Consider the following 22,791-nt stretch of genomic DNA (forward strand, 5'->3'; position numbering starts at 1 on the left):
GCACCATTTTCTTTCAAAGAAAATGGCCGGAAACTCTGAAAGTTTCCGGGTGGTGCGTGATTGATCCGGAGCTTTCTGTGGGCGAGCGGATTGACGCGTTGCTGGATGCGGAAGTCGCGGAGGCGCGGGCCTCGGGCGATCAGGTGACCCAGCTCACCGCTGAAGCGTTTGAGATGAAACGGCGTCCCCCGCGCGAAGTAGAAGTGCAATTTTCCGGTGGTATAACGCAGCGATGCTGGTCCGTATCACGTGGGGATGGCACTTACCGGGTGGTGTATCTGCCGACGGCTGGCTACTTTTCACTTTGTGTGGAGAGCGACTTTGGGCCTTTGGACATTGGTGTGCACGGGCCGGCATTGGGGTGTTTCGGATCGGTTTGAGATGTCTGTAACTGGAACAGGGCCAGCATTGGGCGGCGGAATTTAAAGACCAAGTGAAATTGGGAGATAGACGATGAGCAAGGTGATTAAGGGTGGGCAGGTCTGCACGGCAGACCGGACGTGGAAAGCGGATGTGCTGATCGAGGGCGAAAAAATCGTGTCGATCGGTGAGGATCTGAAAGGGGATGAATATATCGACGCCGAAGGGGCCTATGTGATCCCCGGAGGGATTGACCCCCATACACATCTTGAGATGCCTTTCATGGGCACAACCGCTGCCGAAACCTTCGAGACCGGCACATGGGCTGCTGCCTGTGGCGGCACAACGATGTTGGTGGATTTCTGCCTGCCGGGTGAGGATGGATCGATCAAGAATGCGATCACTGAATGGCACCGCAAATCCGCGCCGCAAATCTGCTCTGACATCGGCTATCATATGGCGATCACCGGCTGGAACGAGAACGTCTTTAACGAGATGAAAGACGCGGTTGATATGGGCGTGAACTCTTTCAAGCATTTCATGGCATACAAAGGCGCTTTGATGATCGAGGACGACGAGATGTTTGCCTCTTTCAAGCGCTGTGCGGAGCTCGGTGCGCTACCGATGGTGCATGCGGAAAACGGTGATCTGGTTGCTGAAATGCAGCAGAAATACTTCGATCAGGGCATCACCGGCCCCGAGGGGCACGCCTATTCGCGCCCACCGGAGTTTGAAGGCGAAGCAGCGAACCGTGCGATTACAATTGCAGATGCCGCCGGTGTCCCGCTGTATATTGTCCATGTGTCTTGCGAACAGGCACACGAAGCCATCCGGCGCGCGCGCCAGAAAGGAATGCGCGTTTATGGCGAGCCTCTGATACAGTTCCTGACGTTGGACGAGACCGAATATTTCAACAAGGATTGGGACCACGCCGCACGCCGCGTCATGTCCCCTCCCTTCCGGTCGAAAGATCACCAGAATTCGCTTTGGGCAGGTTTGCAGGCCGGTTCTTTGCAGGTTGTAGCGACCGATCACTGTGCATTCAGCACTGAACAAAAGCGGCGCGGTCGCGACGACTTCCGCATCATTCCGAACGGGTCGAATGGTCTGGAGGAACGTTTGCCGGTACTCTGGACCGAGGGGGTCGAGACAGGCCGCCTGACACCGAACGAATTTGTCGCCATGACCTCTACCAATATTGCGAAAATCCTGAACATCTATCCGCGCAAGGGCGCGATTGTTGAAGGGGCAGACGCAGACATTGTCGTATGGGATCCGAAGATCACCAAGACGATCAGCCCTTCGAGCCATCATTCAATCCTCGACTACAACGTATTTGAAGGGTTCGAAGTAAAGGCCAATGCGCGCTATACGCTGAGCCGTGGTGATGTGATCTGGTCGTGGGGCCAGAATTCCCAGCCGCAGCCGGGCCGGGGCAAGTTTGTGCCGCGCCCCGCGTTCCCCTCAGCGCATGAAGCGCTGAGCAAGTGGAAAGCGCTGACCAGCCCGAAGATGATCAAGCGTGATCCATTGAATATTCCAGCCGGGATTTGAACCCGCCCGAAAAGGAAAAATCCGTGAACAACGAAAAGAGCGTGATCAGCGCCCGAAACCTCGATTTGACGTTCCAGACCAACGACGGCCCCGTGCATGCCCTCAAGGATGTGAACCTCGAGATCAATGCGGGTGACTTTGTCAGCTTCATCGGCCCGTCGGGCTGCGGCAAGACGACATTCCTGCGGGTGATGGCGGATCTGGAGCAGCCGACAGGTGGGACCGTAACGGTCAATGGTGTGTCACCCGAAGAGGCGCGGAAATCGCGGGCCTACGGGTATGTCTTTCAGGCGGCGGGCCTTTATCCTTGGCGAACAATCGGCGGGAATATCCGGCTGCCGTTGGAGATCATGGGAATTTCCAAAGCCGAGCAGACCAAACGTGTCGAGCGTGTCTTAGAGCTGGTCGATCTGGCGGGGTTCGAGCGTAAGTTCCCTTGGCAATTGTCGGGCGGGATGCAGCAGCGTGCATCTATTGCGCGGGCGCTGAGTTTCGATGCGGATATATTGTTGATGGACGAGCCGTTCGGCGCGCTGGATGAGATTGTGCGCGACCACCTGAACGAGCAGCTCTTGAAGCTCTGGGCCCGTACGGAAAAGACGATTGCTTTTGTGACCCACTCGATCCCCGAGGCGGTTTATCTGAGCACAAAAATTGTGGTGATGAGCCCACGTCCCGGCAGAATTACAGATGTAATCGAAAGCCCGCTGCCCAAAGATCGCCCCTTAGACATTCGAGACACCCCCGCCTTTCTGGAGATTGCGCACAGGGTGCGGGAAGGTCTTCGGGCGGGGCATTCCGATGACTGAACGGCGCGCCTGCGGTAGATATGGCGATGCGTGTGGACGCCAAGGGAAGACGGAGGTGTCCGCGTGAAGTCTGTTTTGCCTGTGCTGACCGTTGTTGCGGCAATTGTTCTGTTCTGGCTGGCGGCCGTTGTGCCAATGAACATGCATCTGGTTGCCGATCAGGCGCAGCGCGACGGATTGAATGTATCGCCCGAAACTCCGGTAGAGCGTCAAGAGGTGAGTGGCATCGGGCTAAGCCTGCGCAACACCCATCTGATCCCGTTGACCTATGATTTTGTGCGTCCGCGCCTGCCCGCGCCGCAACAGGTCGCTGGTGAAATGTATGCCACCATCATCGACAAGAAGATCACATCCAAACGCTCGCTTGTGTATCATGGGTGGGTGACGCTTGCGCCGACATTGCTGGGTTTTTTCATCGGCACCGGACTTGGTATTTTGTTGGCGGTGGGGATTGTCTACTCTCGCGTAATGGATCGCAGCGTGATGCCGTGGGCAATCGTCAGCCAGACGATACCCATTCTGGCGCTGGCTCCAATGGTGATTGTCGTGCTGGGATCGATGGGGATACAGGGGCTGTTTCCGAAATCATTGATTGCCGCGTATCTGTCGTTCTTTCCGGTCGTTGTCGGCATGGTGAAGGGGCTGCGTGCGCCGGATGCGATGCAGCTTGACCTGCTCCGCACCTATAATGCGTCGAAATCACAGGGGTTCTGGTCGCTGCGGTTACCTGCTTCGATGCCCTATCTGTTCGCGTCGCTCAAGATTGGCATTGCTGCATCGCTTATCGGAACAATCGTTGCGGAACTGCCGACGGGGGCCAAAGCGGGTTTCGGTGCTCGAATGCTGGTGGGCGATCAATACGGGCAACCTTTGGTTAGTTGGGCCGCACTTTTTGCAGCGGCTTTGACGGCGGCGGCGCTGGTGGGGCTATTCAGCCTGATTGAGCGGATCACGCTGAAGCGGATGGGGATGCAGGCGGCATGATGTTGGTTGTAATCGCAATCGTAGTTTGGGCCGTTGGATGGTGGGTCAACGTGAGACTGGCGAATGGTCCAGCGTCGGATCATACCGGTGTGAAGGTTCTTATCCCGCTGATTTTTGGTTTGACGATTGTCATCGTCTGGGAATTGCTGGTCCGTGGATTTGAAGTAAATCCCGTAATCCTTCCTGCGCCTTCGGCCATCATCGAGCGCCTGTTTTCCGAAGGGCCGCGTTTGTGGGCCGATTTTCAGCAGACTATAATTAAAGGGGCAATGACCGGTTATGTCATTGGTGGCCTGGCGGCTTTTGGCACCGCGATCCTTGCCGACCGGTCCGATTTTCTGACGCGGGGCATTCTGCCGGTGGGCAGTTTCATGGCAGCCCTGCCCATCGTGGGCATCGCGCCGATTTTTGTGAAGTGGTTAGGGAGTGATTGGGAGAGCAAAGCAGCGGTAGTTGCTGTAATGGTTTTCTTTCCGATCCTCGTGAACACGGTCGCCGGTCTGCGCGATACCGGACCCATGCAGCGGGACCTGATGCGGACCTATGGTGCAGGCTACTGGCCAACGCTGCTGAAACTGCGCCTGCCCGCGGCGATGCCTTTCATCTTTAACGGATTGAAGATCGCGACCACGCTCGCGTTGATTGGCGCGATTGTTGCTGAATTTTTCGGCTCTCCCACCGTCGGGATGGGATTTCGCATCTCAACCAGCTTTGGCCAGCTTGCGCTTGATATGGTCTGGGCAGAGATTGTGATTGCAGCGATTGCTGGCAGTGCGTTCTATGGGCTGATGACACTGATCGAAAAGCGGGTAACCTTCTGGCACCCGTCGCAACGGTAACAATAACCAAGACCCCGAAGCGGGGCAAAATGATAACCAACCTGGAGGGTATTCCTATGATGAAGAAAATGATGATGGCAGCGGCACTTGCCACTGGTCTGGGCGGCGCGCCCGCGTTTGCCGATGGCCATGCCAACACGGTTACGCTGCAACTGCAGTGGGTCACGCAGGCGCAGTTTGCGGGTTACTACGTGGCGAAAGACAAAGGGTTTTACGAGGAAGAGGGGCTTGATGTTACCATCCTCGCTGGTGGTCCTGACATTGCGCCCCCGCAGGTGCTTGCTGGCGGTGGTGCGGATGCGATGCTGAACTGGATGCCCTCGGCGCTGGCGGCACGCGAGAAGGGTCTGCCGGTCGTCAACATCGCGCAGCCGTTCAAGACGTCTGGCCTTATGCTGACCTGCTGGAAGGATACAGGCATTACCGGACCGCAGGATTTCAAAGGTAAGACAATCGGCGTTTGGTTCTTTGGCAACGAATACCCGTTCCTGTCATGGATGTCGCAGGAAGGCATCTCAACTGACGGCGGTGATGATGGCGTGACGGTGCTCAAGCAGGGTTTCAACGTCGATCCACTGCTCCAGCGCGAGGCTGACTGCATCTCGACCATGACTTACAACGAATATGGTCAGGTTCTGGATGCGGGCGTGAACCCCGACGAGCTGGTGACGTTCAAGTACGAAGAACAGGGCGTCGCGACCCTTGAGGATGGCATCTATGTGCTGGAAGAGAACCTGTCTGACCCGGTGTTTGAGGACAAGATGGTGCGCTTTGTTCGCGCATCTATGAAGGGTTGGAAGTATGCGGAAGAGAATGCAGAAGAAGCGGCGGGTATCGTGCTCGACAACGACGAGACGGGTGCGCAGACCGAAGCCGCACAGGTGCGCATGATGGGCGAGATCGCCAAGCTGACGGCAGGTTCAGACGGTTCTTTGGAAGAAGCAGATTTCCAACGGACAGTTGATACCCTGTTGGCAGGTGGTTCCGATCCGGTGATCTCCAAGCAGCCAGAGGGTGCATGGACATCCGCAATTACGGACAAAGCACTGAACTAATCATCGTCTGATGATTGAAGAAGGGGGCGGTGTTTTCATCGCCCCCTTTGCATGAGCGCGATCCTGATGACAGCATGTGTCAGCTAAAACATCGGAATAGCATAGGCGCGGGACTTTACGGCTTGCAGCTCACATTTAACCGGTGTCGTGTGAGCGCATGAAGATCACCGGCCCGTTCCTGTTTATCCTAGCCACCTTGATGATTGACGCTATTGGCATCGGCATCGTCTTTCCGATCATGCCTGATCTGATGGCGCGCGTAGGTGCAGGCAGCACCGCGGAAGGCGCACTTTGGGGTGGGATCATGATGTCTGCCTATGCGGCGGCGATGTTCCTGTGCGGTCCCGTAATCGGTAGTTTGTCAGATGCCTATGGACGCAGGCCGATCCTGATCGCAGCACTTGTCACGTTGACGGTGGATTACGTGATCATGGCAATGGCAGAGACCTATTGGGTGTTGCTGGTAGGGCGCGTGATCGCGGGGATGGCGGGGGCCACCTATATTACCGCAACCGCCTATATCTCAGATATCGCCAAGCCCGAAGAACGTGGTGCCGCATTTGGAATGATCGGGGCGGCGTTCGGGATCGGGTTTGTCTTTGGTCCCGCGCTGGGCGGGTTGGCTTCGGGTTGGCACATCACAGCGCCTTTCTGGATCGCGGCACTCTTGTCAGCGGTGAACGTGGCATTCGGCATCTTCGCATTGCCGGAATCATTGAAACCTGCAAACCGCAGACCCTTTGGACGGCGCGACCTAAACCCGTTTGGATCAATCATTCGCGCTTTTTCAGTGGCCGGAATGGCTGTGCCGCTGATCTGTATCTTTGTTTTTGAGCTCGCCAATATGGTTTATGCGACCCTATGGGCGTTCTGGGGGCGCGAGGTGTTCGGGTGGGACGGGTTCACGATCGGGCTAAGCCTGTCTGCCTATGGTATTCTGATCGCAGTCGTGCAGGCAGGAATTCTGCCGCAACTGACAAGACGGCTGGGCGACTACCGGACGCTTTGGATCGCGATGGTCGCGGCACTGATCGGGTTCGCGGGCTTCGGGTTTGCCGGATCGGTTTGGGTGGTGGCGGTTGTGCTACCGATTGCATCTCTGGCGGATATGGCACCGCCACTGCTGACGGCATTCGCGGCCAACCGTGTAGGAGAAGACCAGCAGGGGCTTGTGCAAGGGGTAATCGCCTCGCTTGCTTCCGTCGCAGCGGTGGTGGCACCTTTGTTCCTGACCAGCGTGTTTGAGAGATTCTCGGATCCCGAAGGGCTCTATCTTCCGGGGGCACCGTTCTTGGCAGCGGGCCTTTTGACGGCATCGATCCTGCCGCTTGTCCTTTTGCTGAGACCTAAAAAACCATGAGCGCTAACAAGAAAGGCCACCTCGAAAGGCGGCCTTCTGAATAACAAGTTGTCGCGATTATCAGAGAACCGTCACGACTGTTCCGACAGGCACACGGTTGTACAGATCAATTACGTGATCGTTGATCATGCGGATACAGCCGTTCGAAACAGAGCGCCCGATCGTGCTGGGGGATGTGGTGCCGTGGATGCGGAAATAGGTGTCTTTGCCGTTCTGGAAAAGATACAGCGCACGTGCGCCCAATGGGTTGCCGGGGCCACCTTCTTGCGCGTCAGTATTGCCGATGAAGCGCTTGTAGGCTTCGGGATCACGCTCGATCATTTCGTTTGTCGGGCGCCACGTGGGCCACTCTTTTTTGACAGAGATCGTCGCCGTACCGGTAAATTCCAGACCCGCTTTGCCAACGCCAACGCCGTAGCGCATGGCAGTGCCGGGCGCAGTCACGAAGTACAGATAGTGGCTGCGCGGCAGAACCAGAAGCTGACCGGGCTTAAACGAGGACTTGATCGAGACTTCCTGTGGGGTCGGATCGTATGCGGCAGTGGTTGCAGACAGCACCTGTGGCAGGGCGGCAGTCGCAAGAGTGCTGGCAAGAAATGTGCGGCGGTGCATGGGCGTGCTCCATGTTAAGTAAGTGTGCAGATGGGCTATTGTCCTAAGGGAAGCCTATTTATCAACCCCCGGACAATAAAAAACCGACCCACCGTTGCGGATGGGTCGGTCAATTTGTCGTGACTGGGTCGCAAATCTGCGACCCGTCTAAGGCTTACGCCAGTGCGATGTTTGTCGCGGATTCGCGACCGTCGCGGCCAGCTTCGATGTCGAAGGTGACTTTCTGGTTGTCGGCCAGACCTGTGAGGCCTGCGCGCTCAACAGCGGAGATGTGAACGAATACGTCCTTGCTGCCGCCGTCTGGTGCGATAAAGCCGAAGCCTTTAGTTGTGTTGAACCATTTGACTGTACCTGTGGCCATGTCAATTCTCCTAAGTAGTGCCATCCGCGTCGTGCGATGGCTTGGCGTGGTCGGTCTAGAGTCGTCCGTGGCGCCGTATTAGGGAGACAGTGGGTCGAGGTAGAATAACGTCTGCAAGAGTGGATATAGGCGGGGCCGGAGATTCGCGCAAGGGGTGTGTGTTAAGTGGGCGGATGGTTGCTTGTTGGCGAAACCCATCATTATTGAGCCTCTGTGTGGAGGGAGGGGCGGGGTAAACCCCGCCCTATGGGTTACCGCACAAACTTCTTATGCTTCAGCCGCTTCGGCTCCAGCGCATCGGCACCCAAACGGCGCTTCTTGTCCTCTTCGTAGTCCTCGAAGTTCCCCTCGAACCACTCCACATGCGCCTCGCCCTCAAACGCGAGGATATGCGTACAAATCCGGTCGAGGAAGAAGCGGTCGTGTGAGATGACCACAGCGCAGCCTGCGAAATCGACCAGAGCATCTTCCAAGGCGCGCAAGGTTTCGACGTCCAGATCGTTCGTCGGTTCATCGAGCAGCAGCACGTTGCCGCCTTCTTTCAACAAACGTGCCATGTGGACGCGGTTGCGTTCACCACCTGACAGATTGCCAACCTTTTTCTGCTGGTCGCCGCCCTTAAAGTTGAAGGAGGAGCAATAAGCGCGGGAGTTGACCTCGGCATCGCCAAGTTTGATCAGTTCCGCACCGCCTGTGATGGCCTGCCAGACAGTATCATCATCGCCCAGATCATCACGCGACTGGTCAACATAGGACAGATCAACGGTATCGCCGTATTCAATCGTGCCGGCATCGGGTTTTTCCTGACCGGTCAGCATCTTGAACAACGTGGATTTACCAGCGCCGTTGGGGCCGATCACGCCAACGATACCACCGGGGGGTAGATCAAACGTCAGCCCTTCGACCAGCAGCTTGTCGCCCATCGCTTTTTTGAGGCCCTCAACTTCGATCACCTTGTTCCCAAGGCGGGGACCGTTCGGGATAACGATCTGCGCACGGGTTAGTTTTTCCCGCTCGGAGGATTCGGCCAGTTCGTTATAGGCGTTGATCCGGGCCTTCGATTTCGCCTGACGGGCCTTGGCCCCCTGGCGCATCCATTCAAGTTCCCGCTCAAGCGTTTTCTGCTTGGATTTGTCTTCGCGGGCTTCCTGCGCCAGACGTTTGGCTTTCTGCTCCAGCCAGTCAGAGTAGTTGCCCTCGTAAGGGACACCCTTGCCGCGATCGAGTTCCAGAATCCAGCTTGTGATGTCGTCAAGGAAGTAGCGGTCGTGGGTGACGATCAGGATGGTGCCTTTGTAGTCCATCAGGTGCTGTTGCAGCCATGCGATGGTTTCGGCGTCAAGGTGGTTGGTCGGCTCGTCGAGCAGCAGCATGTCAGGCGCTTCGAGCAGCAGTTTGCACAGCGCAACACGGCGCGCTTCACCGCCAGACAGGGATTTAACATCAGCATCGTCGGGCGGGCAGCGCAGGGCCTCCATGGAGACGTCGATCTGGCTGTCCAGATCCCAGAGGTTCTGTGCGTCAATGTCGTCTTGCAGCTTTGCCATCTCGTCGGCTGTTTCGTCCGAGTAGTTCATGGCAAGTTCGTTGTAGCGGTCGAGGATCGCCTTTTTGTCCGCCACGCCCAGCATCACGTTTTCACGCACCGTCAGCTCCGGGTCGAGCTTGGGTTCCTGTGGCAAATAGCCGACTTTCGCACCCTCGGCGGCCCAGGCCTCACCTGTAAAGTCCTTGTCTAGTCCGGCCATAATCTTGAGCAGGGTGGATTTACCCGCGCCGTTCACGCCGACCACACCGATTTTCACACCGGGTAGGAAGTTCAGGTGGATGTTTTCGAAAGTCTTTTTGCCGCCCGGATATGTCTTGGAAACGCCGGACATGTGGTACACGAATTGATAAGCAGCCATGGGTGATCCCCTAGATTTGTTTGGGCCTGAATAGACGTCTTGGCAGCAAGGGGCAATGCATGCAAGCGCCGGGGATTTGCAAACGGTTCGTTAACGGATTCAGCGTACTCACGCCGTATTCATTGGAGAGCCAGATGTTTGATACGCCCGTAGCGCAGCATGACAATGCGATGTTCCACACGATGCTGGAGGGGATGATCGATGCGGTGGTCATCATCGGCGCGGCATCAGACATTCAGTTTTTTAACGCCGCCGCCGAACGCCTTTGGGGATACCGGCGCGAGGACGTGGTGGGCCAGAATGTGAGAATTCTGCTGCCGCGTGATTTGCGGACCGATCGTGACAGCTGGCTGAATGCGGCACAGTCTGGAGGTCCGGCGCTTCGCGAGGTGCAGATAGAGCGCAAGGACGGATCCACCGGTTGGGCGGAGATTGGGTTGTCAGCGTTTTCAAACGACCAAAGGCCGACCAATTACCTCGCTGTTCTGCGCGATGCCTCCCAGCAGCGCGGTAACCGTGAAGTATTGGCAGGTCTGCGATCAGAGAGCGCTGATGCTATCGTTGAAGTGAGTGACAATGATCTGGTGACCGGTTTCAACACTGCGGCAGAGCATTTGTGGGGATTTCGACGTGCAGAAGTTATCGGGCAACATGTCACGATGCTGGTGCCTGCACGAAAATACGGTGACTTCGACGGTTTCATCGACAGGGCGGGAAAGGGGGGCGCCGCACGAACGAAGGTAAACCGACAGGTCCCTGTCGTGAGAAAAGACGGCACTCTGGGGCATGCGAGGCTTTCGGTAAGGTTCAGTGATGCGGAAGGACGGGCGGGCAAATATGCAGCCGTCCTGACGGATGTATCCGGTCAACAGGCCATGACGGAAGAGACCCTCGAACTGATCCGTGAATTGCTGAACCAGATCGGACAGATGACAAATTCGATCAATACCATCGCGCAACAGACGAACCTATTGTCTGTCAACGCGTCTATCGAAGCAGCAAGGGCGGGTGATATGGGGCGTGGATTTGGCGTTGTCGCGATGGAAATCAGAGCCCTTTCCAATCAGGCACGCCAGATCACGCAGGAGATCGAAGGTGTGGTTGAGGCTGGCCATCAGTCGGTCGCGGAACTGGCGCTTCGGCGAGATGATGACGGTACGTATAAGAAAGATATATCCGAATAGGAGCACGCAGAGTGAAGTCGTGCGTCTCGTCTCTGTTTTGTTCTCAGGGGGGTTATGGCGATCTATCGCTAATATGGTGGCAAATAGAGATATTGGGTTCGGGTGCCATTCCTGAGTTTTCAGGCAAAGGTATGGAACATCACATGTGTGCCGCTAGCTCTTGCTTGCATCAGAGAAAGACTCAAGTCTTGGCGAATATCGGTTTTTGCAGATAGCTCGCATCCTTATCTTTTTCGCTTCAATATCATGCAGAAACGGTGAATTGGACTGCCCTTGGGTCAAAAAAGGGTAAAGTGAATTTGGTTAATCTGTTAACCTTTATCCAACCTGCGGTGGAGAAATACGCATTTTCCGCACACAGGGATGCACACTGCGATGCGTTTTTTCGGCATTAGCGAAATGTACCGCATCGCAGAAAACAGGGATAAGTTCATGTCTAAAACCACCATCGTTGTGGGTCTCGACGGGTCGGAGGCTGGTGCGCGTGCGCTGGACTTTGCAAAACGTCAGGCCAAAGTTATCGGAGAGTGCTCAATCGCGATTTGCTACGTGATTGAATGGTCGCCTTATTCATTCCAGACAAAAGAAGAGAATGAGCAGCGCCATAAGCGTCGCGAAGAGGAGCTAGCGCTTGCACACGAGCGGGTTATGGACCCGGCGGTCTCGCAGGCGAAAGAAGAAGGTTTCGATGTCGTGGCTATCGTGCGTCACGGCGATGCGGCCGATATTCTCGATTCAGTTGCCAAGAAACACGATGCCGCCCAGATTGTCGTGGGGCGTGTTGGTGTGCGCGGTCTGAAAGAGCGTGTATTCGGCGGTGTGACCGGTCGGTTGGCAGCAGCTGCCAGCGTTCCCGTCACAATCATTCCGTAGATCTGGGGGTTATTATGAGAAAGCTATTCACAGGCGGTTGGACCGCTATGGCAATCGGTTTGCCGTCACTTGCGCACGCTCAGGAAGCCGTCAGTTTTGACCAGCGGGTGAACGATATTTTTGCAGGCTCGACCGGATGGTTCGTCAATCTGATCTTTATGAACCTGCCCGGCACAAACTTTCCTTGGATTGTGCTTTGGCTGGTTGTCGCCGCGTCGATCTTTACGATTTACTTCGGTTTTATCCAGATCAAGGCCTTTGGTCATGCCATCAGCCTTGTAAAAGGGGACTATTCCGATCCTGAAGATGCAGGCGAAGTGAGCCACTTCCAAGCTCTGACAACAGCGCTTTCGGGGACCGTGGGCCTTGGTAATATCGCGGGTGTTGCGGTGGCCGTAGGCATCGGTGGTCCGGGGGCGACGTTCTGGATGATCGTCGCGGGCCTTTTGGGCATGGCGTCAAAGTTCACCGAATGTACGCTGGGTGTGAAGTATCGCAACGAATACCCCGATGGTACGGTCTCCGGTGGTCCGATGTATTATATGACCAAAGGGTTCAAGGAGCGTAGCCTGCCAGGTGGTCGTGTCCTGGCCATTATCTTTGCGATCTTCACCATCGGTGGAGCGCTGGGTGGCGGCAACATGTTCCAGGCCAATCAGGCGCATGCGCAAATCACGCAGATTACCGGTGACTTTTCTGGTCTGATTACGGGCGTCGTTTTCGCCGTGGTGGTTTTCGCAGTAATCGTTGGCGGTATTAAATCCATCGCGAGTGTGACTGAAAAGGTCGTGCCTTTCATGGGTATCCTTTATGTGCTGGCCGCATTGATTATTCTGATCGTCAACGCGGACCAGATCGGTTGGGCCTTTGGTCAAATCTTTGCAGGTGCCTTCACCGGTCTTGGCGTTGCGGGCGGTTTTGTCGGTGCTTTGATCCAAGGCTTCAAGCGTGCGGCATTCTCAAACGAGGCTGGTGTCGGCTCGGCTGCGATTGCGCACGCTGCGGTGAAAACCAAAGAACCGGTGACAGAGGGCGTCGTCTCCTTGCTTGAGCCGTTCATTGATACGGTTGTGATCTGTACGATGACCGCTCTTGTGATCACTATTTCAGGTGTTCTGGTTATGGATCCGGCGACAGGTCAATTTGTCCTGAATGAAGCCGGCACAGCGATCAAAACTGTTGACGGCTCCAGCGGTGTTGCGCTCACATCGGCAGCTTTCGCGACCGGTTTTAGCTGGTTCCCGTACCTGCTGGCGATTGCGGTCATCCTGTTTGCATTCTCCACCATGATTTCATGGTCCTACTATGGCCTGAAGGCGTGGACCTATCTCTTTGGTGAAGGCAAAACGACGGAGCTGGTGTTCAAACTGATCTTCTGCTTCTTCATCATCGTTGGTGCTGCGGCACAGCTTGGCGCGGTTATCGACTTCTCCGACGCGATGATTTTTGCCATGGCGGTTGTGAACATCACGGCGTTGTACTTCCTGATGCCGATCGTGAAGCGCGAGATGAACAGCTATTTCGCACGCCTCAAGTCAGGTGAAATCATCAAGCACAACCACTGATCTAATTGACAAAGGGAGGCTTAGCCCCTCCATTCGGCCCCTGAAGCAATTCGGGGGCCGTTTCTTTTGCGTTATCAGTTTCCATATGCAGGGCGCGGTCAGGTTATCGGCTTGTTGGGGGGATCGTTTGATCCCGCGCACGAAGGCCATGCGCACATCACCCGCGAAGCGCTGAAGCGTTTCGGATTGGACCGTGTCTGGTGGCTGGTCAGTCCCGGAAACCCGCTTAAATCTCGTGGTCCTGCGCCGTTGGAGGACCGCCTGGAGCGCGCAGCCGCTGTGATGCGGCACCCGAAGGTGGATATCACGGACATCGAAGCCCATCTTGGCACCCGCTACACCGCGCAGACGCTGCAAAAGCTGCGCCGGATGTACCCTGATGTTCGTTTCGTTTGGCTGATGGGTGCCGACAACATGGCTCAATTCCATCTGTGGCAAGACTGGCGGCAGATTATGGAGACGGTGCCTATTGGCGTTCTTGCCCGTCCGGGGCAAAGAATTTCGGCAAGGATGAGCCGCGCTGCCGCGCTCTATGCGCCCTACCGTATTCCCGGTCGGTTCGGGCAGTTGCTGGGGCACGCAACCGCGCCAGCTTGGTCTTTCGTGAATGTGCCGATGAACGAGACATCCTCTACCGCGATCAGGGCAAGTGGCGCTTGGTCAACGCAATCGGGTTGATGCAATTCCGCTGATTAGAATGACGGCAAGGCCAGCCCACGTATAGCCGTCGGGCAGGTCGCCGAAGATGCTCCATCCCAGACCCACGGCGGCGATGAGTTGGAAGTAGACCAACGGAGCGAGGCGCGTGGCGTTGGCGATGCGGTATGCATAAAGCAGCAATAGATTGCCCATCATCGAGCAAAACGCGGATGCTACTGTCAAAGCCACGACCGGTGCGGTGAAGGCGGGCATTTGTGATGCGCCCCAAGGCAGTAGGAAAAGCGCACTGATGGCGAGTTGGCTGAACGTCAACGCGAGCGGTGTACCAACACCCGTCAGCCAGCGTGACATGGTTAGAAAAGCGCCGTAACACAGACCGGCAGTCACGGCCCAGAGGACGCCAGGCTCTGTTTCTATGCCCGGGCGCACGACCAGAAGCACGCCGCCAAAGCCGGCGATGATGAGGACCGAGCGTAAGAGAGTGACGGGTTCGCGCAGGAACATTACCGCAAGCACATAAGAGAACAGCGGCCCGACAAAAAAAGCGGCAAAGACAGTCGCAACATCAGCGGTTTGCAGGGCAGTCTGGATTGATGTGATGCCACAGGCAAGGATGAGCGCGCGCAGCCAGATCCGCCAGTCGCGGAAAAGGCGCAGTGTGCCGGGGGACAAAAACGGCAGCACCATCACTGTTCCGAGCGCAAAACGCGACCATGCGACGAAGACAGGAGCCACGCTCATGCCGCCGGTCATAAGCTTGCCAGCGCTGTCGCCCGCAGGGATCAGTGACATGGCGACAAACATAATCAGAACGGCACGTTGCATTCCGTTTGCGTAGCATGCGCTGTCGTGGATGCAAATGTGATTGCAAGGCGCTTGAAGAGCACCGCAGGGTGCGGTTTAAGAAAATCCATGAAACACCGGATTTCCAGACGCAGTTTTCTAGGCACGGTTGCGGCAATCAGCGCGGTCGGACAAGCGGCTATGGCGGCACCGCCTGCGGCATCTTTGCGTCCGGTGCTTCGCGGAGATGACTTTTTCAAGAAAACGATTCCGGAAGTTTCCGAGATCATTCGCGATCAGAATTTATCGGGACGGGTGGCATTTGCCTTGGCCGATGTTGCATCCGGAAAGTGGCTGGAGTGCGAAAACGAGCATATCGGGACGCCCCCAGCCAGCGTGACCAAAGCGATAACAGCGCTTTATGCTTTGGCGGCGCTGGGTCCGGAGCATCGTTTCGAGACGCAGATCGCTGTTACAGGCGGCATTCAGGATGGAGAGGTGCAGGGGGATATTTTGTTGATCGGGGGCGGTGATCCGACCCTTGATACAGATAAGGTTGCGCAGCTTGCGGCTGACCTGAAGGCTCGTGGTATCACTTCTGTCAAAGGTGGGCTGAAGGTGTACGAGGGCAGCTTGCCATTTGTTGCCCGCATCGATCCCGCGCAGCCCGATCATGTGGGATATAATCCGGCGGTCAGCGGTATCGCGATGAACTTTAACCGTGTGCATTTCGAATGGCGGCGGGCCAGCGGCAAATATTCAGTCACTATGGATGGGCGTTCCAAGAAGCATCGGCCTGACGTCAGATTTGCCGACATGCGCATCGAAGACCGGAACGCGCCTATATACACCTATCGTGATCAGGCGGGACGGGACCAATGGACAGTTGCCAAAGGTGCTTTGGGAGGCGGCGGGGCGCGTTGGTTGCCTGTGCGTAAACCGGCGCTTTATGCAGGTGAGATATTCGCGATCATGGCGGGATCGCATGGGATACGTCTAGGCTCGCCAGAGGTGATCGAAAGCTTGCCGGAGCACGAAGTTGTCTTGCGACAGCAAAGTGACGATCTGCGCAAGGTTCTGCGCGACATGCTGCGTTTTTCTACAAACCTTACGGCGGAGATGGTGGGACTGGCCGCTAGCCGAAAACGCTTGGGAAGTGTGGATGATCTGGCCGGATCGGCGGCAGAAATGAACCGTTGGGCAAGAGGCGCACTGGGTATGCAGGCACCGTCATTGGTAGATCATTCAGGGCTTGGAGATAATTCCACACTGACTGCGGCGGATATGACCCGCGCTTTGCTTGCAGTTAAGGATGCCGATTTCAGATCAATTCTGAAGTCTTTCGGGTTCAGGGATGCCAAAGGCAAACCGATCAAGGATCAGGCTGTTGCAGTAGATGCAAAGACTGGCACGCTGAATTTTGTGTCCTCATTGGCGGGGTATATTACCGCGCAAGACGGTCGGGAGATGGCCTTTGCTATTTTCGCTGCCGACGCAAATGCGCGGGCGAAGATCAGCCGGGCCGAGCGCGAAGGCCCGCCGGGTGCCCGCACATGGAATAAGCGGGCAAAGCGGGTCCAGCAGGGATTGATCGAGCGTTGGGATGCGCTGTACGGGCGTGTTAAGACCTGACGCCTGATCTTAGCTTAAGTGGCGTGCGCGCGCTCCGCGTTCAATTGCGGCAGCATGCAAGCGGTCGATTTCCAACTCATAGCGTATTTCTTCGAGCAGGCGGAGCTCGGCCTCTTCGAGAGTGCCATCTGCCGCTGCGACGTCGCAGGCGAGCGCATATGCTGTCTCGTAGAGCCTTTCCGGCAGACCTTCGCGGATCAGACCAAAAAGCGCATCCAGACCGTCTTCCTGCTCGAACAGATCAAAGACTGTTTTGCTGATCGTGCTGAGCCGGTCATTGTCATAATCAACGAAGATCGGAAGCATATTTACAGCTGACTGTATTTTAATCAACTCAGCGGTGCGGATGTCTTCGTCTGAGGCCGACACCGCGACCATAAGGGCAACAAGGCAATCCTGGGCGCTAAGCGCGAGCGAAGAAGCGTCTGACATGGCATGTCCTTTGGGAGGTCAATGAAGGGCGCAGATTATTGACGCCCAAGAGGGGACGCAATAGGAAGACGTTCGGCTGGCGCGCATGGGGCGCGGAATCGGCGAAAAATGGATGATGCAAATGTCTGAGATGCGGGATGCAGCGATGAGCAGCAAGGCGTGGCCCTTTGAAGAAGCGCGCGCGGTGCTCAAACGCTATGCGAAAGCCCCGCCGGAAAAGGGATTTGTTTTGTTCGAAACGGGCTATGGTCCGTCCGGCCTGCCGCATATCGGGACGTTTGGCGAGGTTTTGCGGACGACGATGATTCAGCGGGCCTTTGAAGAGATCAGCGATATCCCCACAAAACTCATTTGCTTTTCCGACGATCTGGACGGAATGCGCAAGGTTCCCGGCAACGTGCCTCAACAGGAAATGTTGGCGGAGCATATGCATAAACCGCTGACGTCTGTGCCGGATCCGTTTGGCGAATTCGAGAGCTTCGGACATCACAACAATGCGATGTTGCGGCGTTTCCTTGATACGTTCGGATTTGAATACGAGTTCTATTCCGCACGCGAGTTCTATCGTGCAGGTCATTTTGACGAGATTTTGAAGCTCGCCTGCGAACGCTACGATCAGGTAATGGCTGTGATGCTGAAGTCTTTGCGCGAAGAGCGCCAGCAGACGTATTCGATTTTCCTGCCAATCCATCCCGAAACGGGGCGTGTATTGTACGTGCCGATGAAAAACGTAGATGCGGTGAACCATACCGTTACGTTTGATGATGAAGACGGCAAGGAATGGACGCTTCCTGTAACGGGCGGCAATGTGAAATTGCAGTGGAAGCCCGATTTCGGCGCGCGCTGGGCTGCGCTGGATGTTGATTTCGAAATGTACGGCAAGGAACACGCGACGAATACGGCGATCTATGACCGCATCTGCGAGATTTTGGGCGGTAAGAAACCGAACCACTTCAGCTATGAGTTGTTCTTGGACGAGAACGGCCAGAAGATTTCAAAGTCTTCCGGCAACGGCATTTCAATTGACCAATGGCTGACCTATGCCAGCACCGAGAGCCTGTCGTACTTTATGTATCTCAAACCAAAGACTGCCAAGCGGATGCATTTTGATGTAATCCCGAAGGCGGTCGACGAGTATCATCAACAGTTGCGCGCTTACGTGGATCAGGATGCAAAGGGGCGACTGAATAACCCAGTATGGCACATTCACGGTGGTGATGTGCCGGTGAGTGATATGGTTGTGCCTTTCTCGATGTTGCTGAACCTTGCATCTGTGTCGAGCGCCGAGGACAAGTCGAAGCTGTGGGGGTTCATTCAGCGGTATGCACCCGAAGCATCGGCGGAGAAAAATCCCGGTATGGATGCCGCTGCCGGTCATGCGGTGCGGTATTACAATGACTTTGTTAAACCTCATAAAGTGTTCCGTGCCCCAACTGATCTGGAGCGGGAGGCGCTGGAAGAGTTGCGCGAAAACCTGAAGTCGTGGGATGGCGGGCTGGACGCAGAAGCCTTGCAGACAATGGTGTTCGCCGTCGGCAAAGAGCGTTTTGACCCGCTGCGCGATTGGTTTACTGCGCTGTACGAAGTCTTGTTGGGTGCAAGCCAGGGTCCGCGTTTCGGTGGCTTTATCGCCCTTTACGGTGTGGATGAGACAGTTGAACTGATCGACGACGCGTTGGCGGGTAAACTTCTGGCGGCGTGAAACTCTTGCCCTGCTGCTGTCGTGATTTACCATAGGTCAACGCAGCAGGGGAGTTTTGTCATGTGGAAGAGGTTTATGAGCGTGCTGGGCGGGGCGGTTCTGACCGTTCTTGTGGCATTTGGTGCCGCAGGGCAACAATCCGAGATCGAAGGCACGATCAACAGCCAGCTTGAAGCATTTAAGGCAGATGATTTTGAGCGGGCGTTCACTTACGCGACGCCGACATTGCAGCAACTGTTCCAGTCGCCGCAGAACTTTGAGCGGATGGTGACCGGCGGATATCCTATGGTCTGGCGACCTGCGGAAGTTCGGTATCTTGAACTGAAAGAGCATCAAGGTTCGATGTGGCAGAAGGTGCAGATTACGGACCAGAAAGGTTTTATGCATGTTCTGCTGTACCGGATGCAGGAGACCGAAGCCGGATGGCGTATCGGTGGAGTGCAAATTCTGGATGCACCGGGCGTGAATGCCTAGACCTACAGATCTAAGCTGAGAAGTCCGGCTGCTCCTGCTGGGATAATCGGATAAGTGAAACTCGTGGTGTTGCGACGGGTTGCGCACGGTCGTCTTAGCCAAGCTTAACGGATGATTGATATTTCCCTGTCTCTGAACCGGCATGCGTCGGGATCACAGGCAATCAAACGCAAATCGGTGACCGCATGTCGCCGTGCTTGCGCAGAAAGGGATTATCAATGAACAAGGCAATTACCGACGGCTTGGTGCTGATGCCAACACCTTTTGCGAATGGTCTGGATGTCTGGTCAAGCGGGGATGGCACGCCGGGTTCAGACACCTATGAAAATGCAACCAATGCGCTTTTTGTAGCAGCGGATCAGGATTTTGCCGGATCGTTGGAGTTGCTTAAGACGCAAAATACCCAGAAGCTCCGGTATATGGGTCAAACGCCCTTGCTGCCCGGATGTTATCTGCGTGTTTCGGTGCGGGTGAAGGCGATCAGTGGCAACTTGCCTTCGGTACGGATCGGGGGTTATCCCGCGCGAGGGAACGGAACACGTGTGGGTGGCCTGAACGAATTCTCGACTTTCACAACCTTGCAAAGCTACGGCGACGTTGTCGAGATCAGCGCGATCATCGGGACGGGAGGTCGTGGTGGTGTAGATATGGTTTGGGGGACCGAGCCTGTCTATGGTCATTTCGGTATCGATCTGGTCGGTCCGAACGGCGGTATCATTCGGGTGGATGATATCCAGATCGAGGACATCACATCAGTTTTTTTGCGAGATATGATTTCGATTGTGGATGTCACTGATTATGGTGCCATCGGCAATGGGAACACCGACAACTCTGCAGCCTTTGAGGCGGCGAATGCAGCTGCGAATGGGCGGACAGTTTTTGTACCCGCTGGCAACTTCCGCCTTGCCAATGACGTTACCATCGACACACCCGTAAAGTTTGAAGGGCGCGTCAGCATGCCGGATAATGCGGTTCTGCTGTTGCGGCGCAATTTCGACCTTCCGACTTATATCGAGGCGTTCGAAAACGAGGAGGTCGCTTTCAAGAAGGCATTTCAGGCGCTGTTGAACAACGCCGATCACGACTCCCTCGATATGGGCGGGCGCAAAATCAACATCACTGAGCCGTTGGATATGCAATCAGCAGTTCCTGGAACGGTGTCTTATGCCACGCGCCGCGTGATCCGGAATGGTCAGTTGGAGGCCGCCGCGAGTGCGGCATGGAACACGGATGTATATTCCTCTGCCGCTACTTATTCTGCCAGCGATTCACGTACCCTGACATCGGTAAACAACATCGCGAGTATCCCGATCGGGGCGTTGGTAGAGGGTACGGGTGTCGGGCGTGAGGTCTATGTCCGTGACAAGGATCTGGCCCGTCAGGAGATTACGCTTAGCCGGCCGCTTTATGATGCAGAAGGACGGCAGAATTTCACTTTCCGCAAGTTCAAATACCTGATTGATTTCAGTGGCTTCAATGCCCTGAGCAAGTTTGTGCTGGCCGATATCGAGTTGCAGTGCAACGACCGTTGTTCTGGCGTCTTGCTTGCACGTGGCGGGATTACGTTCCACCTTCGCGATTGCTTTATCAGCCGACCTGCCGACCGCGGTGTTTCGTCGGTTGGGACCGGGTGTCAGGGCATGCTGATTGACCGTTGCCAGTTCCTTTCAGCGGAGGATTCCCTTGATGTTCCAGCACGTCGTTCAATCGGGTTTAACTCGAATACGAATGATCTGAAGGTCAGGGACAATCGCGCGACCCGCTTCCGCCATTTCTGTGTATTAGGTGGATCCAACAACCAGTTTACCAACAACCACTTCTTTCAAGGGGATGGCGTTGTGAATGGTGTCCGGTCTGCGGGCATTGTACTGGCGAGCCAGAGTGTCGGTACAGTGATTTCAAACAACTACATCGATAACTGTTCAATTGAATGGACGAACGAACATGACCCAAGTCCGGGCTTCACCTCCGGGTTTTCGTTCTCGGCATTGAGCATCACGGACAATATGTTCTTGTCCGGTGATGTGGCACCCTGGTTCAGCTACTTCATTGTGAAGCCGCACGGATCAGGCCATTTCCTGAATGGGGTGTCTGTCACTGGTAACCGCTTTCGTAGTCTGAACGGATTCATTGACCGGGTTGAGCGGGTGGATACCAGTTTTGCAGACCTTGATATGTCTCGGTGTCGTAATGTGACCTTTGAAGGTAATTCCTATTTGGGGGTTTCGATACAGGTCTCAAATCCAGCACAGATCAACTATACGCAGTCGACAGTATCTGACGCATGGACGATCAGCGCAGCAGATGTGCTGCCGTTTCAGGGCGAAGCGGTCACTGTGGATTCAGTTTTGGCGCTTGGCCCAATTCGGAACGATAACAACGTCCGCCAGTACGATATGCCATACGTCGACACTGCGCGAGGCGGTAACCGTAACCAGATACAGGTGGTCTGGCCGACCGATGTGAAAGGTAAGGTGCAGACCTCGATCCGGATGGACAACCGCTAGCGGCTGGGGAGCAGAAGCGGGCCGGATGGAAAGCATCTGGCCCGAAGTTGTTTGGATCAGAAGTTATGCCAAATCCCCAGCTTGAGCGCTGTTTTCTTCTGTTCCTCAAAGGGGATCTGCGCGCCGACTTTGATTTGGAAGAGGCTTTTTGCAGGTTTGAAGAGCACGGATGGCTCGAAGGCTCCGTAAAGTTCTTCATTCTGGTGGGATATGTTCACTTCGAACAAGCCGGTCGTGAGCTGCGAGAAGCCGATACCCAGTGTGCCGTCGAGCTTTGTAATGTGTTCGCCCAAAGTGGGCTCATAAACGAACGCGCCATCAATATTCACCCAGCCGTTGCGGTCCTTCACCTGAAAGCCACGACCCCATGAAAGCCCTGATTTTAGGGTGGGGCGTTGCATTTCGTTGCCCCATAAACCGCCGATGCCAATTTCATATGAAAACTTGGAGGGTTTATCAGACGGTCCTAATGCGCGGCGCAGGAAGAGATTTCCGAAGCCGTTTCTGACATTTTGGCTATTGGTAAACGTGCTGATATCAAGCCCAACCGTCGTTTTTGGCGACACGCCATATTCGAGGTAAAGGCCGTTTGTTGTTTCGGAAAACTGCGTGGCACCGAAGCTGAGAGAAACGAAGCCTGTTGCCTCTTCGCGCAACCATGCTCCTGCCGATGCAGTAGATACCGACATCATCCAGACCGCCAAAATTAACACCCAACCAAAACGCATGGCACCTCCACGAGATTTATTACCATAGGGTGTTGCGAAATTCAAAATGCAACCTAAGGGTAATTCAGGGCTGTGATAGAAGTGCCGCACAAAAAAGGGTCCGGCAAACAATTGCCGGACCCAGAAATTTAGTTTCGGATTGCGGTTATACGCGCACGGTGCCGCCACGTGGGCCAGCGATCAACCATGCAATCAGGCCAAGTACGGGCAGTACGAGGATCGCTACGGTCCAGATGATCTTTGCCAGACCGGATGCGCCTGAGGTGATTACCTGATAGATCGCATAGATGTTGGCGATCAGGATGATGAGGCCGAGAATACCATATTCCATTGTGTGTCTCCTTCATGTGTTGCTTGTGAAGTTAACTACGGGTGCGACAAAAAGTTCCCTGACCCCGGTTTTTCCGAAA

At 55.5% G+C, this 22,791-nt stretch carries 22 protein-coding genes; 15 read left to right on the plus strand and 7 right to left on the minus strand.

What is annotated here, in order from left to right; genetic code table 11:
* Nucleotides 1–56 precede the first annotated feature (56 nt).
* The 7 genes from Z946_RS0110715 (at nt 57) to Z946_RS0110745 (ending at nt 6,961) form a co-directional block, all read left to right on the plus strand.
* Nucleotides 57–380 (plus strand): hypothetical protein, encoded by a 324-nt coding sequence (locus tag Z946_RS0110715; RefSeq protein WP_025055734.1) that lies wholly within the window; start codon nt 57–59, stop codon nt 378–380.
* Between the two features lie 73 nt (nt 381–453).
* Nucleotides 454–1,914, plus strand: coding sequence for a dihydropyrimidinase (gene hydA / locus Z946_RS0110720; protein ID WP_025055735.1), 1,461 nt, complete (start codon nt 454–456; stop codon nt 1,912–1,914).
* A gap of 23 nt (nt 1,915–1,937) precedes the next feature.
* The gene (locus Z946_RS0110725; RefSeq protein WP_025055736.1) at nt 1,938–2,723 is read left to right on the plus strand and encodes an ABC transporter ATP-binding protein; all 786 of its coding nucleotides are present in this window, start codon (nt 1,938–1,940) and stop codon (nt 2,721–2,723) included.
* 63 nt (nt 2,724–2,786) lie between these two features.
* Nucleotides 2,787–3,707, plus strand: a complete 921-nt coding sequence (locus tag Z946_RS0110730; protein ID WP_025055737.1) for an ABC transporter permease — start codon at nt 2,787–2,789, stop codon at nt 3,705–3,707.
* Nucleotides 3,704–4,546: an ABC transporter permease gene (locus Z946_RS0110735; protein WP_025055738.1), complete on the plus strand. Its 843-nt coding sequence runs from the start codon at nt 3,704–3,706 to the stop codon at nt 4,544–4,546. The genes Z946_RS0110730 and Z946_RS0110735 overlap by 4 nt, the downstream gene beginning before the upstream one ends.
* Nucleotides 4,547–4,605: 59 nt before the next feature.
* A complete protein-coding gene (locus Z946_RS0110740) occupies nt 4,606–5,601 on the plus strand; it encodes an ABC transporter substrate-binding protein (RefSeq protein WP_025055739.1) in 996 nt (331 codons plus the stop codon).
* Between the two features lie 157 nt (nt 5,602–5,758).
* Complete coding sequence (locus tag Z946_RS0110745) at nt 5,759–6,961, plus strand: tetracycline resistance MFS efflux pump (RefSeq protein WP_025055740.1); 1,203 nt, start codon at nt 5,759–5,761, stop codon at nt 6,959–6,961.
* 60 nt (nt 6,962–7,021) lie between these two features.
* On the opposite strand, the gene Z946_RS0110750 is transcribed toward Z946_RS0110745, so the two are convergent.
* From Z946_RS0110750 to ettA, 3 genes are all read right to left on the minus strand, one after another.
* A complete protein-coding gene (locus Z946_RS0110750) occupies nt 7,022–7,573 on the minus strand; it encodes a L,D-transpeptidase (RefSeq protein WP_025055741.1) in 552 nt (183 codons plus the stop codon).
* Between the two features lie 154 nt (nt 7,574–7,727).
* Nucleotides 7,728–7,934: a cold-shock protein gene (locus Z946_RS0110755; RefSeq protein ID WP_007117950.1), complete on the minus strand. Its 207-nt coding sequence runs from the start codon at nt 7,932–7,934 to the stop codon at nt 7,728–7,730.
* A gap of 251 nt (nt 7,935–8,185) precedes the next feature.
* Nucleotides 8,186–9,841, minus strand: coding sequence for an energy-dependent translational throttle protein EttA (gene ettA, locus Z946_RS0110760; protein WP_025055742.1), 1,656 nt, complete (start codon nt 9,839–9,841; stop codon nt 8,186–8,188).
* A gap of 134 nt (nt 9,842–9,975) precedes the next feature.
* On the opposite strand from ettA, the gene Z946_RS0110765 reads away from it, so the two are divergent.
* The 4 genes from Z946_RS0110765 (at nt 9,976) to Z946_RS0110780 (ending at nt 14,141) form a co-directional block, all read left to right on the plus strand.
* Complete coding sequence (locus Z946_RS0110765; protein ID WP_241461325.1) at nt 9,976–11,025, plus strand: PAS domain-containing protein; 1,050 nt, start codon at nt 9,976–9,978, stop codon at nt 11,023–11,025.
* Between the two features lie 432 nt (nt 11,026–11,457).
* Nucleotides 11,458–11,898 carry a universal stress protein gene (locus Z946_RS0110770; protein WP_025055744.1) on the plus strand — a complete coding sequence of 147 codons (441 nt, stop codon included), beginning with the start codon at nt 11,458–11,460 and terminating at the stop codon, nt 11,896–11,898.
* A 47-nt stretch (nt 11,899–11,945) separates the two neighbouring features.
* Nucleotides 11,946–13,463: an alanine/glycine:cation symporter family protein gene (locus tag Z946_RS0110775; RefSeq protein WP_241461366.1), complete on the plus strand. Its 1,518-nt coding sequence runs from the start codon at nt 11,946–11,948 to the stop codon at nt 13,461–13,463.
* Nucleotides 13,464–13,529: 66 nt separating this feature from the next.
* Nucleotides 13,530–14,141, plus strand: a complete 612-nt coding sequence (locus Z946_RS0110780; protein WP_025055746.1) for a nicotinate-nucleotide adenylyltransferase — start codon at nt 13,530–13,532, stop codon at nt 14,139–14,141.
* Here Z946_RS0110780 and Z946_RS0110785 read toward each other — a convergent pair.
* Entirely contained in the window at nt 14,124–14,948 is an 825-nt protein-coding gene (locus tag Z946_RS0110785; protein WP_025055747.1) for a DMT family transporter, read from the minus strand. The genes Z946_RS0110780 and Z946_RS0110785 overlap by 18 nt on opposite strands.
* A gap of 87 nt (nt 14,949–15,035) precedes the next feature.
* Here Z946_RS0110785 and dacB point away from each other — a divergent pair, with 87 nt between their 5' ends.
* A complete protein-coding gene (gene dacB, locus Z946_RS0110790) occupies nt 15,036–16,538 on the plus strand; it encodes a D-alanyl-D-alanine carboxypeptidase/D-alanyl-D-alanine endopeptidase (protein WP_025055748.1) in 1,503 nt (500 codons plus the stop codon).
* 9 nt (nt 16,539–16,547) lie between these two features.
* Here the strand turns inward: dacB and Z946_RS0110795 are convergent, their stop codons facing one another.
* A complete protein-coding gene (locus Z946_RS0110795) occupies nt 16,548–16,970 on the minus strand; it encodes a tellurite resistance TerB family protein (protein WP_025055749.1) in 423 nt (140 codons plus the stop codon).
* 121 nt (nt 16,971–17,091) lie between these two features.
* Between Z946_RS0110795 and Z946_RS0110800 the strand changes: the two genes are divergently transcribed.
* The 3 genes from Z946_RS0110800 to Z946_RS0110810 all read left to right on the plus strand — a co-directional run bounded on the left by Z946_RS0110800 (nt 17,092) and on the right by Z946_RS0110810 (nt 21,653).
* On the plus strand, nt 17,092–18,672 hold the full coding sequence (locus tag Z946_RS0110800; RefSeq protein ID WP_025055750.1) for a lysine--tRNA ligase: 1,581 nt from the start codon (nt 17,092–17,094) through the stop codon (nt 18,670–18,672).
* Nucleotides 18,673–18,732: 60 nt separating this feature from the next.
* Entirely contained in the window at nt 18,733–19,146 is a 414-nt protein-coding gene (locus Z946_RS0110805) for a DUF4864 domain-containing protein (protein WP_025055751.1), read from the plus strand.
* 218 nt (nt 19,147–19,364) lie between these two features.
* Nucleotides 19,365–21,653, plus strand: coding sequence for a glycosyl hydrolase family 28-related protein (locus Z946_RS0110810; protein WP_025055752.1), 2,289 nt, complete (start codon nt 19,365–19,367; stop codon nt 21,651–21,653).
* Nucleotides 21,654–21,709: 56 nt separating this feature from the next.
* On the opposite strand, the gene Z946_RS0110815 is transcribed toward Z946_RS0110810, so the two are convergent.
* Nucleotides 21,710–22,381 (minus strand): hypothetical protein, encoded by a 672-nt coding sequence (locus tag Z946_RS0110815; RefSeq protein ID WP_025055753.1) that lies wholly within the window; start codon nt 22,379–22,381, stop codon nt 21,710–21,712.
* A 145-nt stretch (nt 22,382–22,526) separates the two neighbouring features.
* Nucleotides 22,527–22,712, minus strand: a complete 186-nt coding sequence (locus tag Z946_RS0110820) for a PLDc N-terminal domain-containing protein (protein ID WP_025055754.1) — start codon at nt 22,710–22,712, stop codon at nt 22,527–22,529.
* Nucleotides 22,713–22,791 lie beyond the last annotated feature (79 nt).

This window comes from Sulfitobacter noctilucicola (assembly GCF_000622385.1).
Lineage (GTDB): Bacteria > Pseudomonadota > Alphaproteobacteria > Rhodobacterales > Rhodobacteraceae > Sulfitobacter > Sulfitobacter noctilucicola.